General features: G+C 70.8%; 13 protein-coding genes. 4 read left to right on the plus strand and 9 right to left on the minus strand.

Features of this window, described 5'->3' with window-relative positions; all coding sequences use genetic code 11:
* Positions 1-112: 112 nt before the first annotated feature.
* The 4 genes from ACRRSS_RS27650 (at position 113) to ACRRSS_RS27665 (ending at position 4046) form a co-directional block, all read left to right on the plus strand.
* A complete protein-coding gene (locus ACRRSS_RS27650; protein ID WP_351910131.1) occupies positions 113-619 on the plus strand; it encodes an Lrp/AsnC family transcriptional regulator in 507 nt (168 codons plus the stop codon).
* Positions 604-1983, plus strand: coding sequence for an aspartate aminotransferase family protein (locus tag ACRRSS_RS27655; RefSeq protein ID WP_435973799.1), 1380 nt, complete (start codon positions 604-606; stop codon positions 1981-1983). Before ACRRSS_RS27650 ends, ACRRSS_RS27655 begins: the two co-directional genes overlap by 16 nt.
* 201 nt (positions 1984-2184) lie before the next feature.
* Positions 2185-2913, plus strand: a complete 729-nt coding sequence (locus ACRRSS_RS27660) for an ABC transporter ATP-binding protein (protein ID WP_435973800.1) — start codon at positions 2185-2187, stop codon at positions 2911-2913.
* Positions 2895-4046 (plus strand): hypothetical protein, encoded by a 1152-nt coding sequence (locus ACRRSS_RS27665; RefSeq protein WP_435973801.1) that lies wholly within the window; start codon positions 2895-2897, stop codon positions 4044-4046. Before ACRRSS_RS27660 ends, ACRRSS_RS27665 begins: the two co-directional genes overlap by 19 nt.
* Positions 4047-4153: 107 nt before the next feature.
* Here the strand turns inward: ACRRSS_RS27665 and ACRRSS_RS27670 are convergent, their stop codons facing one another.
* The 9 genes from ACRRSS_RS27670 to tsf all read right to left on the minus strand — a co-directional run bounded on the left by ACRRSS_RS27670 (position 4154) and on the right by tsf (position 13590).
* Positions 4154-4801 (minus strand): dihydrofolate reductase family protein, encoded by a 648-nt coding sequence (locus ACRRSS_RS27670; protein WP_435973802.1) that lies wholly within the window; start codon positions 4799-4801, stop codon positions 4154-4156.
* A gap of 89 nt (positions 4802-4890) precedes the next feature.
* Positions 4891-5916, minus strand: a complete 1026-nt coding sequence (locus ACRRSS_RS27675; RefSeq protein ID WP_435973803.1) for an ABC transporter ATP-binding protein — start codon at positions 5914-5916, stop codon at positions 4891-4893.
* Positions 5916-7529 (minus strand): ABC transporter permease, encoded by a 1614-nt coding sequence (locus ACRRSS_RS27680; RefSeq protein ID WP_435975440.1) that lies wholly within the window; start codon positions 7527-7529, stop codon positions 5916-5918. Before ACRRSS_RS27680 ends, ACRRSS_RS27675 begins: the two co-directional genes overlap by 1 nt.
* A gap of 38 nt (positions 7530-7567) precedes the next feature.
* Positions 7568-8647, minus strand: coding sequence for a thiamine ABC transporter substrate-binding protein (locus ACRRSS_RS27685; protein WP_435975441.1), 1080 nt, complete (start codon positions 8645-8647; stop codon positions 7568-7570).
* A 236-nt stretch (positions 8648-8883) separates the two neighbouring features.
* Entirely contained in the window at positions 8884-9990 is a 1107-nt protein-coding gene (gene rlmN, locus ACRRSS_RS27690) for a 23S rRNA (adenine(2503)-C(2))-methyltransferase RlmN (RefSeq protein ID WP_435973804.1), read from the minus strand.
* Positions 9991-10071: 81 nt separating this feature from the next.
* Positions 10072-11175, minus strand: a complete 1104-nt coding sequence (locus tag ACRRSS_RS27695; RefSeq protein ID WP_435973805.1) for a phosphatidate cytidylyltransferase — start codon at positions 11173-11175, stop codon at positions 10072-10074.
* Positions 11175-11732, minus strand: coding sequence for a ribosome recycling factor (gene frr / locus ACRRSS_RS27700; protein WP_435973806.1), 558 nt, complete (start codon positions 11730-11732; stop codon positions 11175-11177). Before frr ends, ACRRSS_RS27695 begins: the two co-directional genes overlap by 1 nt.
* Before the next feature lie 94 nt (positions 11733-11826).
* Positions 11827-12591 carry a UMP kinase gene (gene pyrH / locus ACRRSS_RS27705; RefSeq protein WP_435973807.1) on the minus strand — a complete coding sequence of 255 codons (765 nt, stop codon included), beginning with the start codon at positions 12589-12591 and terminating at the stop codon, positions 11827-11829.
* A 162-nt stretch (positions 12592-12753) separates the two neighbouring features.
* A complete protein-coding gene (gene tsf / locus ACRRSS_RS27710; RefSeq protein WP_351910112.1) occupies positions 12754-13590 on the minus strand; it encodes a translation elongation factor Ts in 837 nt (278 codons plus the stop codon).
* Positions 13591-13627: the final 37 nt, after the last annotated feature.

Below are 13627 nucleotides of genomic sequence, written 5' to 3' on the forward strand. Positions count from 1 at the left end.
GCTCGGCTGACGCTTTCAACAGGCCCGACCCTCTACAACTTCGGATTCCGTGAGTTTTGAGCCCCTGGGCAACGAATTACATCGCTCCGGGGTTGCAAGACCGACATTCTCGGTGCACAGTGAAGCCGTGGCCAGTCGAAGCACAGACTCCAGAACCGGAACCGGTTCGTCCCCGACGATCGACGCCGTCTCCCTGGCGATCATCGAACAGCTCCAGGAGGACGGTCGCCGTCCCTACGCGGCGATCGGCAAGGCCGTCGGCCTCTCCGAGGCCGCCGTGCGACAGCGCGTCCAGAAGCTGCTCGACCAGGGCGTCATGCAGATCGTCGCCGTCACAGACCCGCTCACCGTGGGTTTCCGGCGGCAGGCGATGGTCGGCATCAACGTCGAGGGTGACCTTGATCCGGTTGCGGAAGCCCTGACAGGCATGGCCGAATGCGAGTACGTGGTGATGACCGCGGGCTCGTTCGACCTGATGGTGGAGGTCGTCTGCGAGGACGACGACCACCTGCTGGATGTGATCAACAAGCGCATCCGGACACTGCCCGGCGTCCGCTCCACCGAGAGCTTCGTCTACCTCAAGCTCAAGAAGCAGACCTATATGTGGGGAACCCGATAACCGTGACCCAGGACCTCTCCAAGACCGCGTACGACCACCTGTGGATGCACTTCACCCGCATGTCGTCCTACGAGAACTCGCCCGTTCCCACCATCGTGCGTGGTGAGGGCACCTACATCTTCGACGACAAGGGCAAGCGCTACCTCGACGGTCTCGCGGGTCTCTTCGTGGTCAACGCCGGACACGGCCGCGAGGAACTGGCCGAGGTCGCGTACAAGCAGGCCAAGGAGCTCGCCTTCTTCCCGGTGTGGTCGTACGCGCACCCCAAGGCCGTCGAGCTGGCCGAGCGCCTCGCGGACTACGCGCCGGGCGACCTGAACAAGGTCTTCTTCACCACCGGTGGCGGAGAGGCCGTCGAGACCGCCTGGAAGCTCGCCAAGCAGTACTTCAAGCTGCAGGGCAAGCCCACCAAGTACAAGGTCATCTCGCGTGCGGTCGCCTACCACGGCACCCCGCAGGGCGCCCTGTCCATCACCGGCCTGCCGGCCCTCAAGGCCCCCTTCGAGCCGCTGGTCCCCGGCGCGCACAAGGTGCCGAACACCAACATCTACCGCGCCCCGATCTACGGCGACGACCCCGAGGCCTTCGGCCGCTGGGCCGCCGACCAGATCGAGCAGGAGATCCTCTTCGAGGGCGCCGACACCGTCGCCGCCGTCTTCCTGGAGCCGGTGCAGAACGCCGGCGGCTGCTTCCCGCCCCCGCCCGGGTACTTCCAGCGGGTCCGCGAGATCTGCGACCAGTACGACGTGCTGCTCGTCTCCGACGAGACGATCTGCGCCTTCGGCCGCCTCGGCACGATGTTCGCCTGTGACAAGTTCGGCTACGTGCCCGACATGATCACCTGCGCCAAGGGCATGACCTCGGGCTACTCCCCGATCGGCGCCTGCATCGTCTCCGACCGCATCGCGGAGCCCTTCTACAAGGGCGACAACACCTTCCTCCACGGCTACACCTTCGGTGGCCACCCGGTGTCGTCGGCGGTCGCGATCGCCAACCTCGACATCTTCGACAAGGAAGGCCTGAACCAGCACGTCCTCGACCAGGAGGGCAACTTCTTCGACACCCTGAAGAAGCTGCACGACCTCCCGATCGTCGGCGACGTCCGCGGCAACGGCTTCTTCTACGGCATCGAGCTCGTCAAGGACAAGGTCACCAAGGAGTCCTTCACGGACGAGGAGACCGAGCGCGTCCTGTACGGCTTCCTCTCCAAGGCCCTCTTCGAGAACGGCCTGTACTGCCGCGCCGACGACCGTGGCGACCCGGTCATCCAGCTGGCCCCGCCGCTCATCGCCGACCAGGGCACCTTCGACGAGATCGAAGGCATCCTGCGCTCGGTGCTGACCGAGGCGTGGACCAAGCTGTAGGACGCCCCGCGGCATCACGCCGCCCTCACGGCGTGACCCCGGCCCGGGTCTGCCTCCATCCGAGTGGATGGAGGCGGCCCGGGCCGTGTGCTGTCCGTACAAACGGATCTGAATCCTTACGGTGCCCAGTGACCGACAGGCCCGTCCCTTCGTTCCCCCGGACGGGGGACACAGAACGGATCCGACATCGAGGTGTACGCGATGGCCCCACCGGACAACGACGTGCTCTGGGCGCGTTCCCTGCACTGCGCCCTGGGCGGTGCGGACGCCCTCAGCGGCGTCTCCCTCGGCGTACGCGAGGGCGAGATCCTCGCCCTCGTCGGCCCGCGCGGCAGCGGCAAGACCACCCTCATGCGGTGCCTGTCCGGCCAGCTCCTCGCCCAGCAGGGCGAGGTCTGGTTCAACAGCAGCCCCGTGCACACCCTGGGCACCGCCGACCGCGAACGGCTCCGCCGCGACCGCTTCGGCTGGATCGACCCCGAACCCGGCCTCGTCCCCGAACTCACCGGCTGGGAGAACACCGCCCTGCCGCTGCTGCTCCGCGGCGTCTCCCACCGGGCCGCGAAGACCGCCGCCCTGGAGTGGCTGGAGCGCCTCGACACCGGCGCCTGCGCCCGCAAGCGGCCCCACGCCCTCACCCCGTCCCAGCGCCAGCGCATCGCCATCGCCCGCGCCCTGGTCACCACCCCCGCGGTGCTGTTCGCCGACGAACCCACCGCCACCCTGCACCGGGCCGACGGGGCACAGGTCCTGCGCACCCTCACCGCCGCCGCCCGCTCGCACGGCATCACCGTGCTCCTCGCCACCCACGACGGCGAGGTCGCGGCGCTCGCCGACCGCACGGTCGCGCTCCTCGACGGGCGCAGGGTCGGCGCCGTACCCCCGGCGTCAGGGGCGGAGGGCGTCGCCGCGTGCTCGCTCTCCGTCTAGCCCGCGGGGCCCACCCCCTCGTCCTGACGCGCCGGCTCCTCGTCGCCGCCGCGGCCGCGGGGGTGGGCTTCCTCCTGCTCTGCACCCTCGGATACGCCGTCGGGCACCCCGAACGCTCCTCGGCGTCCGTCCTGCGCCTGCTGTGGTGCGTCCTGCCGCTGGCCGCCACCGTCCAGTTCGCCGTCGCGGTGGCCCGCACCGACCCCAGCACCCGCCCGCGCCCCGGACTCTCCGCCATCGGCCTCGGCCCCGCCCGGCTCACCGCGATCGCCGCCGCCTCGACGGCCGTCGCCTGCACGCTCGGCTCCGTGGTCGCGCTCCTGTTCTACCTGCACCTGCGCGGCGACATCACGGGCCTGCCCTTCGACGGGGCCGCCGCCGACCTCCTCGCCGCCGGTCAGCCCCTCCCCCTCGCGGCCGCCCTCACCCTCCTCGCCGTCCTCCCGGTCGTCGCCGCCACGGCCGCGGGCCTCGCCCTGCGCCCGCGCTCCGCGCCCGCCGCACCGGAGGGCGCGGAGCGGCCGGTGCCGTCCGGGCTGCCCTGGGGCGTCGCCCTGGTCGCGGTGGGCCTGGCGATCGAGACGTACGCGGGCCGCGCCGGCGCCGTGGACGGCCTCCCGCTGCCGGGCCGCTTCGACGGCAACCCGGCGGGCGTCCTCGCCGGCTGGGTCCTCACCGCGGTCGGCCTCGCGATGGCCGGCCCCGGCATCACCCACGGCTGCGGCCGACTCCTCCAGGCCGTCCGGCCGGGCGCCACCCGGCTGCTGGCCGGCCGGGTCCTGATGGACGAGTCCCGCCGTATCGGCCGACCGCTCGGCGTGGTCAGCGCGGTGTTCTCCGGAACCCTCGCTGCCGCCGCCCTGTACGACGCCGGCTCCGGCCCCGACGCCTTCGGCCCGCTCACCGGCCTGGGCGCGGCCCTGATCCTGGCCTGCACCACGGCCACCCTCCTGACCGCCGCGCTGGAATCGAGGCAGGGCCGCGCCCACACCACCGAGGCCCTCCTCCGCATCGGCGCCCCGCCGACGGTCCTGCGCACGGCGGCCCTGATGCGCGCGGGCGTCCTGCTCGCCGTCTTCACCCCGCTGACCTGGACGATCGCGCAGCTGGCGGCACTGCCGCTGACAGGCTGAACGAGGTGAGGGCGGGCGCGGCGGGCGGGGCGCTCGTTCTCCCAGCCCGTGCCCGGCGCGCGGCCCGTCCCCCCGTGCGAGGGGCCGGGCCGTGCCGGGTCCGCGGGTCACTTCCGCCAGTACAGGTGGTGCGTGACCGTGCCGCCCGGGCTGGGCACGACGTCACGGTGGTAGCGGTCGAGCAGCTCGTCGGGCGAGTCCCAGAGCCGTACCCCCGCTCCCAGCTTCACGGGAGAGACCGCGACGTGCAGGGTGTCGACGAGGTCGGCGTCGAGGAACTCCCTGATCGTGGTGGCCCCGCCGCCGAGGCGGACGTCCTTGCCCCGGGCAGCCTCCCGCGCCTGCTCCAGGACCGTCGCCGGGTCGGCGTCCACGAAGTGGAACGTGGTGTCGGAGAGGGTGAACGAGGGACGCGGGTGGTGGGTCAGGACGAACACCGGGGTGTGGAACGGCGGCTCGTCCCCCCACCAGCCCTGCCACTCCTCGTCCTGCCAGGGCCCCCGCTGGGGCCCGAACTTGTTGCGGCCCATGATCTCGGCCCCGATGTTCCGCGCGAAGTCCCGCGTGAAGTAGTCGTCGAGACCCCGACTGCCCCCGGGGTCGGTGCGCGTGGGCCAGTGCGCCGTCGCACCCGCCCACGCGAACAGCTCCCCCGGATCCGCGTGACCGAACGGACGCTCCAGGCTCTGGCCCTCACCGGTCCCGAACCCGTCCGACGACACCATGAAGTTCTGGACTCTGAGCAGCTGGCCCACGGTGGTCCTCCCGCGCGATCGACGAAGTGACGACGGAGCACCGCCGCACACCAAGGAGACTCCACCGCGCCGGAAAACTCATCGCACCTCTACGGGGTGTCGTCCAGCACCACCACGTCCTCCGCCCGGAACTCCACCCCCACCTCGGCGCCCACCTCCGGCACCTCCCGCAACGGGAGTTCGGCCTCCAGCGACGGCCCGTCCACCGGGCGGAGCCGTACGGCCACATGGCTGCCCCGGAACGTCCGGGACTCCACCGTCCAGGCCGGCGCCTCCTCCAGGCCCACCAGCCGCACCCCGCCCGGCCGGACGAGCAGCCGCCGCTCGCCCTGCGGCGAACCCTCCGCCACCGGGACCTTCCCCCACACCGTGTCCGCGACGACCCCGGTCACCCGCGCCGCCACCACGTTGTCGAAACCGAGGAAACGCGCCACGAACTCCGAGGCCGGCCGCGACCACACCTCGACCGGCGCACCCGACTGGGCGATGCGCCCGTCCCGCATGACCACCACCCGGTCGGCGAGCGCGAACGCCTCCCCCTGGTCGTGGGTCACCGCCAGAACCGTCGTCCCCAACCGCCCGAACAGCTGCCGCAGCTCCACGACGAGCCGCTCCCGCAGCCCTCGGTCGAGCTGCCCGAGCGGTTCGTCCAGCATGAGCAGCCGGGGCCGCGGCGCCAGGGCACGGGCCAGCGCCACCCGCTGCTGCTCGCCGCCGGAGAGCGCGGCGACGGACCGCCGCCCGGCCCCCGGCAGACCGACGAGGTCGAGCAGCTCCCCCACCCGCTCGGCCTGCTCCGCCTTCCCCGCCCCCCGCATCCGCAGCCCGAAGGCGACGTTCCCGCCGACGTCCCGCTGCGGGAACAGCTGGTGGTCCTGGAACATCAGGCCGACCCCGCGCCGGTGCACCGGCACCCCGCGCTGGTCGGCCCCGCCGAGCAGCACCCGGCCCCCGTCGAGGGCCTGGAGCCCGGCGACGGCCCGCAGCAGCGTCGACTTGCCGCTGCCGCTCGGCCCGAGCACGCACACGATCTCGTGGTCGGCGACCTCCAGGTCCACGGCGTCGAGCACCGCCCGGCCCCCGAACCGTACGGTCGCACCATCGAGTCTCAGCATCAGAACTCCCCCGAGGTCCGGTCGGTCCGGAGCCGTTCGAGCAGGAGCAGGGACACCGCGCACACCACCATGAGGATCGTCGACAGGGCCATCGCCTGCCCGTAGTTGAGTTCGCCCGGCCGGCCGAGCAGCCGGGACACCGCCACCGGCAGCGTCGGGCTGTCGGGCCGGGCGATGAAGACGGTCGCGCCGAACTCGCCCAGCGAGACCGCGAACGCGAACCCGGCGGCGATGAGCAGCGCCCGCCGCACCATCCGCAGGTCCACCTCCCGCCACGCCCGCCACGGCGACGCGCCCAGCACCCCCGCCGCCTCCCGCAGCCGCTCGTCCACCGCGCGCAGCACCGGAAGCATCGTCCGTACGACGAAGGGGACGCCGACCAGCGCCTGCGCGAGCGGTACGAGGATCCAGCTGGCCCGCAGGTCGAACGGCGGCTCGTCGAGCGTGATCAGGAAACCGAAGCCCACGGTCACCGCGGACACCCCGAGCGGCAGCATGATCAGCGCGTCGAAGCCCCGCACGAGCCGCCCCGCCCGCCGGGTGAGCGCCGCCGCCGCGAGCCCGCCGATCAGCACCGCGATCCCGGTGGCGGCCACCGCGTACCGCAGCGAGTTCCCGATCGCCTCCAGCGGCGGCACCAGGAACGTGCCGGACCCGTCGAGCGAACCGAGCGCACGGTAGTAGCCCAGGCCGTAGCCGTCCGGCCCGGCGAACGACCGCTCCACGAGCACCCCGAGCGGCAGCAGGATCAGCAGCGCCACCGAGACGAGGACGCCACCGAGCAGCGCCCACTGCCCGGCGCCGCGCGGACGCCGCGCGGTCAGCTCCGGCGGGACGAGCCGCAGCGCCGTCTCCCGCCTCCGGACCGTCCACGCGTGCACCGCGAGGATCGCGCCGACCGCCGCGAACTGCACCAGGGTCAGGACGGCCGCCGTCGACAGGTCGAGCAGCCGCGCGGTCTGCCGGTAGATCTCCGCCTCCAGCGTGGAGTACGCGTTCCCCCCGAGGATCTGCACGACGCCGAAGGAGGTGAAGGTGAAGAGGAAGACCATCAGGGCCGCCGCCGACACCGCCGGCACCAGCGCGGGCAGCGTCACCGCCCGCCACGCCCGCCAGCGCGACGCGCCGAGGACCCGCGCCGCCTCCTCCTGGCGCGGGTCGAGCTGCGCCCACAGACCGCCGACGGTCCGGACGACGACCGCGTAGTTGAAGAAGACATGGGCCAGCAGGATCGCCCACACCGTGGTGTCGAGCCGCAGCCCCCACAGCTCGTCCGTCAGCCCGCCCCGGCCCACGACCGCCAGGAACGCCGTACCGACCAGCACCGTCGGCAGCACGAACGGCACCGTCACCACGGCCCGCAGGACGCCCTTGCCCGGAAAGTCGAAACGCGCGAAGACGTACGCTCCCGGCAGCGCGACCAGCAGGGTCAGCGCGGTCGACGCGAGCGCCTGCCACGCGGTGAAACCGAGCACGTCCAGGATCTCCGGCCGGCTCAGCGTCTCGCCGATCCGGCCGAACCGCCAGCTCCCGTCGGGCCGCAGCCCCCGGTCGACGATCGACACCACGGGCCAGGCGAAGAACACGCCGAAGAACGCGACGGGCAGGGCCATCAGCCCCAGCCGCGCCGCGTCCCCCCGCAGGTCGCGCCCTACTTCAGGACGAGCGACGACCACTGCTGGATCCACGCGTCACGCTTCTCGGCGATCTTCTCGGGCGCCATGGTCTCCGGCTTGTCCACGACCACACCGTGCTTCGCGAACAGCTCCGGCAGCACCGCGTCCTTCGCCACCGGGTTGACGAACATCTGGAGCGGCATGTCCTCCTGGAACTTCTTCGAGATCAGGAAGTCGATCAGCGCCTTGCCGCCCTCGGGGTTCTTCGCCCCGTTCAGCAGACCCGCGAACTCCGTCTGCCGGAAGCACGTCCCGGTGGACACCCCGGTGGGCGCCACCTTCGGCTGCGGCTCGCCGTACAGCACCTCGACCGGCGGGCTGGAGGCGTACGACACGACCAGCGGCCGGTCGCCCTTGGCCTGTCGGCCACCGGCCGAACCCGAGAACTCCTGGTTGTAGGCGAGCTCCCAGCTGTCGACGGTCTTCACACCGTTCGCCTTGAGCTTCGACCAGTACGCCTGCCAGCCGTCGTCGCCGTACTTCGCGGCCGTGCCGAGCAGGAAACCGAGCCCCGGGGAGGACCGCTCCGGGTTCTCCACCACCAGCAGATCCTTGTACGCCGGCTTGGCAAGGTCGTCGAAGGTCACCGGCGGCGCGAGCTTCTTGTCCGCGAAGTACTTCTTGTCGTAGTTGACGCAGATGTCGCCGGAGTCGATCGGAGTGACCCGGTGCTCCTTGTCCAGGTGGTACTCCGCCGGGACCCGGTCCAGCCCCTTCGCCGCGTACGGGACGAAGATCCCGTTGTCGAGGGCGCGGGAGAGCAGGGTGTTGTCGACGCCGAAGAAGACGTCGCCCTGCGGGGAGCCCTTGGTCAGGATCTCCTTGTTGACCGCCTCACCGGCGTCGCCGGCCTTCAGGACCCTGACGGTGAAACCGGTCTGCTTCGTGAACTCCGCCAGCACCTCCTTGGAGGCGTTGAAGGAGTCGTGGCTCACGAGCGTCACGCTCTTCGGCGCGGGCGCGCCGGACTTGCCCGCGGCGTCGCGGACGTCTTCCCCGCCGCAGGCGGCGAGGGTGGTGACGCCCAGCGCGGCGACGAGCGCGGCGACGGCCATCTTCTTGGTGCTCACTGAGATTCCTCCTGGGTATGACCAGGAAGAGACGCGGCCCTGCCCACGACCGGCGGACCGGTCGCGGGCAGGGCGCAACAGCTTGAGTTACGACCGAACTTCCTACCCAGAATGACCTGGGCGAGGTTCAGAGGGTCTGCGGTCTGACGGACACCGCACTCTCAGCGCTGTGGCGCTCCCCTGTCGGAATATGGAGATGTGTTCGAGCTCAGGGTACAAGCTCAGCGTTCGGCGGCGGCCAGCTGTCCACAGGCACCGTCGATCTCCTGACCTCGGGTGTCCCGCACGGTCACCGGCACGCCGTGCCGCGCGATGGCCTCCACGAAGGCCTTCTCGTCCTCCGGACGCGACGCCGTCCACTTCGAACCCGGCGTCGGGTTCAGCGGGATCAGGTTGACGTGCACCCGACGACTCTTGAGCATCCGGCCCAGCAGGTCGCCCCGCCACGCCTGGTCGTTGATGTCCCGGATCAGCGCGTACTCGATGGAGATCCGGCGCCCGGACTTCTCCGCGTACTCCCACGCGGCGTCCAGCACCTCACGCACCTTCCAGCGCGTGTTCACCGGCACCAGCGTGTCCCGCAGCTCGTCGTCCGGGGCGTGCAGCGAGACCGCGAGCCGGCACTTGAAGCCCTCGTCGGCGAAACGCAGCATCGCCGGCACCAGCCCGACGGTGGAGACGGTGATCCCGCGCTGGGACAGCCCCAGACCGTCCGGCTCCGGGTCCGTGAGCCGACGGATCGCACCGACGACCCGCTTGTAGTTCGCGAGCGGCTCCCCCATGCCCATGAACACGATGTTGGACAGGCGCGCCGGTCCGCCGGGCACCTCCCCGTCCCGCAGCGACCGCATCCCGTCCACGATCTGGTGCACGATCTCGGCGGTCGACAGGTTCCGGTCGAGCCCGGCCTGCCCCGTCGCACAGAACGGGCAGTTCATCCCGCACCCGGCCTGCGAGGAGATGCACATGGTCACCCGGTCCGGGTAACGCATGAGCACCGACTCGACGAGCGTGCCGTCGTGCAGGCGCCACAGGGTCTTACGGGTGGTGTCGTCGTCGCACGAGATGTGCCGCACCACGGACATCAGATCGGGCAGCAGCTCCCCCGCCAACTTCTCCCGCGCGGCGGCCGGGATGTCCGTCCACTCCGCGGGATCGTGCGCGTACCGCGCGAAGTAGTGCGTGGACAGCTGCTTGGCACGGAAGGGCTTCTCGCCGATCGCGGCGACGGCTTCCTTCCGCTCGGCGGGCGTGAGGTCGGCCAGGTGCCGCGGCGGCTTCTTGGCTCCGCGGGGGGCGACGAAAGTGAGTTCTCCGGGCTTGGGCATGGTGGTACCAGTGTCGCAGAGATACGACGAAGGGCCCGCCGCCCCTGGGGACGACGAGCCCTTCGTCAAGGAAACCGCAGGTCAGGTGGTCCCCACGAACAGCGCGAGCAGCAACCACACCACCGGCGCCGTCGGCAGCAGGGAGTCCAGCCGGTCCATGATGCCGCCGTGACCGGGCAGCAGCGTGCCCATGTCCTTGATGCCCAGGTCACGCTTGATCATCGACTCGCCGAGGTCACCGAGCGTCGCGCTCGCCGCCACCGCGAAACCGATGATCAGGCCCTGCCACCAGACGCCGTCGTCGATCAGGAACTCCATGCACAGCGCGCCCGCCGCCATCGCGAACGTCACCGCGCCGACCAGACCCTCGCGGGTCTTGCCGGGACTGATCCGCGGGGCCAGCTTGTGCTTGCCGAAGCGCCAGCCGATCGCGTACGCCCCGGTGTCGCTGACCACCGTCAGGAGCAGGAAGGTCAGCACGCGCTGCGGACCGTCGTCGGCGGTCAGCAGGAGCGCCACGAAGGTCGCCAGGAACGGCACGTAGAACGCGGCGAACACACCCGCCGTGACGTCCTTCAGGTAGCCCTCGGGAGGCTCCGTCATCCGCCACACCAGCACCGCGAGCGCCGTGAGCGCCATCGCCACCCAGGCGCCCTCGGGTCCCCGGACGTAACCGGCGACGACCATCGCCGCGCCGCCGACCGCGAGCGGGACCAGCGGAGCCTTGATCGCCTTGCGTTCCTGGAGGCGGGAGGTGAGCTCCCAGAGCCCGACCACCACGGCGACCACGATCACCCCGACGAACGCCGGCTTCCAGATGAACAGCGAGGCGAAGATGACGGCGCCGAGCCCGACACCGACCCCTATGGCCGCGCCCAGGTCGCGCCCCGCGCTCTTCTTCTGCCGTGGCGCCGGAGGCGCGGGCGGCGGAGGCGGGGTGGGGCTGGGCATGGGCTCCTGCGGGTGCTCGTGCGGCGTCTCGTCACGGAACAGGGGGCCGCTCGGGTGAGCGGCCCCCCGGCCGTGACCGTCCTGGAATCCGCCGGTGGGAACGTCGGGCACGATGGGCATGGGCCGAGTCTGCGCCGCCTGATGCCGATCGTATGCGGGACCCGCCGGGGCGGGCCCCTGGTCGGGTCCCCCACGGCCTCTGCCGGCCGGGGCCCCCCAGGAAGAGTCGTTCATCAGACCTCGAGCAGCTCGGCTTCCTTGTGCTTGAGCAGCTCGTCCACCTGCGCGACGTACTTCGCGGTGGTGTCGTCGAGCTCCTTCTCGCCCCGACGGCCCTCGTCCTCGCCGACCTCGCCGTCCTTGACGAGCTTGTCGATGGTCTCCTTGGCCTTGCGGCGCACCGAGCGGATCGAGATCTTCGAGTCCTCGGCCTTGCCCTTGGCGACCTTGATGTACTCCCGGCGGCGCTCCTCCGTCAGCTCGGGGAACACCACCCGGATGATGTTGCCGTCGTTGCTCGGGTTGACGCCGAGGTCCGAGTCACGGATCGCCTGCTCGATGTTGCGCAGCGCGCTCTTGTCGAACGGGGTCACCACGGCCATCCGAGGCTCCGGAACGGAGAAGGACGCCAGCTGGTTGATGGGGGTGACGGCACCGTAGTACTCCGCCACGATCTTGTTGAACATCGCCGGGTGCGCACGGCCGGTGCGGATCGCGGCGAAGTCCTCCTTGGCGACCACGACGGCCTTCTCCATCTTCTCCTCGGCCTCGAGGAGGGTCTCTTCGATCACCACATGCTCCTGCGTGTCGTCGCGTTGTGTCCTGCACGGTGTACGACCGGCAGGGCTCTGTCCAGCCCCTCGCGGGGCGGTTCCCCGGTTCGGGTCAGGCCCGGGTGCCCTGGTCGCTCACGAGCGTGCCGATCTTCTCACCCTTCACCGCGCGAGCGATATTGCCCGCGGTGAGCAGTTCGAAGACGAGGATCGGGAGGTTGTTGTCCCGGCACAGGGTGATGGCGGTGGCGTCGGCGACCTTGAGGTCGCGCGAGAGCACCTCGCCGTACTCCAGCGCGTCGAACTTGACCGCGTCGGGGTTGGCCTTCGGGTCGGAGTCGTAGACGCCGTCCACACCGTTCTTGCCCATCAGCAGGGCCTCGGCGTCGATCTCCAGGGCACGCTGGGCGGCGGTGGTGTCCGTGGAGAAGTACGGCATGCCCATGCCCGCACCGAAGATGACCACGCGGCCCTTCTCCAGGTGGCGCACGGCGCGCAGCGGGATGTACGGCTCGGCGACCTGGCCCATCGTGATGGCGGTCTGGACGCGCGAGTCGATGCCCTCCTTCTCCAGGAAGTCCTGGAGGGCGAGGCAGTTCATCACGGTGCCGAGCATGCCCATGTAGTCGGAGCGGGCCCGGTCCATGCCGCGCTGCTGGAGCTCGGCGCCACGGAAGAAGTTACCGCCGCCGATCACCACCGCGATCTCCGCACCGTCGCGGACGACGGCTGCGATCTCACGCGCGATGGCGTGCACGACGTTCGGGTCGACCCCCAGGCCGGTACCGCCGGAGAAGGCTTCTCCGGACAGCTTCAGCATGTAGCGGCCGGCCTTGTCGCCGTTGTTGTCGTCGCCCTGTACGGCGCCCTGGTTCATGGAGATCTCCTCGTGCACATACGAAGGAGGCCATTGCCTTGGGTCCTCGCGGTTCCCGTACGGCAATGGCCTCCTCGTCAGATCTGCGGTCGTCCTGCGCGTGCGCGGACGACTGCCTCAGACCCTACCGGGGTCCGGAGTCCGTCGCGTTCGCGGACGGACTCAGATGCCGACCTTGATGCGGGTGAAGCGCTTCAGGGTGACACCGGCCTCGTCCAGGATCTGCTGGACGGACTTCTTGTTGTCAAGGGCGTACGGCTGACCGAGCAGCGTCGCGTCCTTGAAGAAGCCGTTCACGCGACCCTCGACGATCTTCGGGAGCGCGGCCTCGGGCTTGCCCTCGGCGCGGGTGGTCTCCTCGGCGACGCGACGCTCGGTCTCGACGACCTCGGCCGGGACGTCCTCACGGGTGAGGTACTTCGGCGCGAACGCGGCGATGTGCTGGGCGACACCCTTGGCGACGGCGGCGTCGGCCTTGTCGAACTCGACGAGGACACCGATCTGCGGCGGGAGGTCCGGCATCGTGCGGTGCATGTACGCGTAGACGAAGCCGTCGGCGTACTGCGCGAAACGGTCCAGGACGATCTTCTCGCCGAGGTTGGCGTTGGCCTCGTCGACGAACGCCTGCACGGTCTTGCCGGCCTCGATCTCGGAGGCGAGCAGCGCCTCCAGGTCGGCCGGGGAGGTGGCGGCGACGTGCGCGGCGAGCTTGTCGGCGACGGCCTGGAACTTGTCGCCCTTGGCGACGAAGTCCGTCTCGCACTTCAGCTCGACGAGGGTGCCGGAGGTGTTGTCGTCGGCGATGAGGGAGACCACGGCGCCGTTCTCGGCGGAGCGGCCCTCGCGCTTGGCGACACCCTTCTGGCCCTTGATGCGCAGGGCCTCGACGGCCTTGTCGACGTTGCCGTCGGCCTCGTCGAGGGCCTTCTTGCAGTCCATCATGCCGGCGCCGGTGAGCTCGCGGAGCTTCTTGACGTCAGCGGCGGTGTAGTTCGCCATGAGTCTGTTTCTCTCTCGAAGTCTGAAAGATCGGGCG

Source organism: Streptomyces sp. Qhu_M48 (assembly GCF_051305195.1).
In the GTDB taxonomy this organism is placed as follows: domain Bacteria; phylum Actinomycetota; class Actinomycetes; order Streptomycetales; family Streptomycetaceae; genus Streptomyces.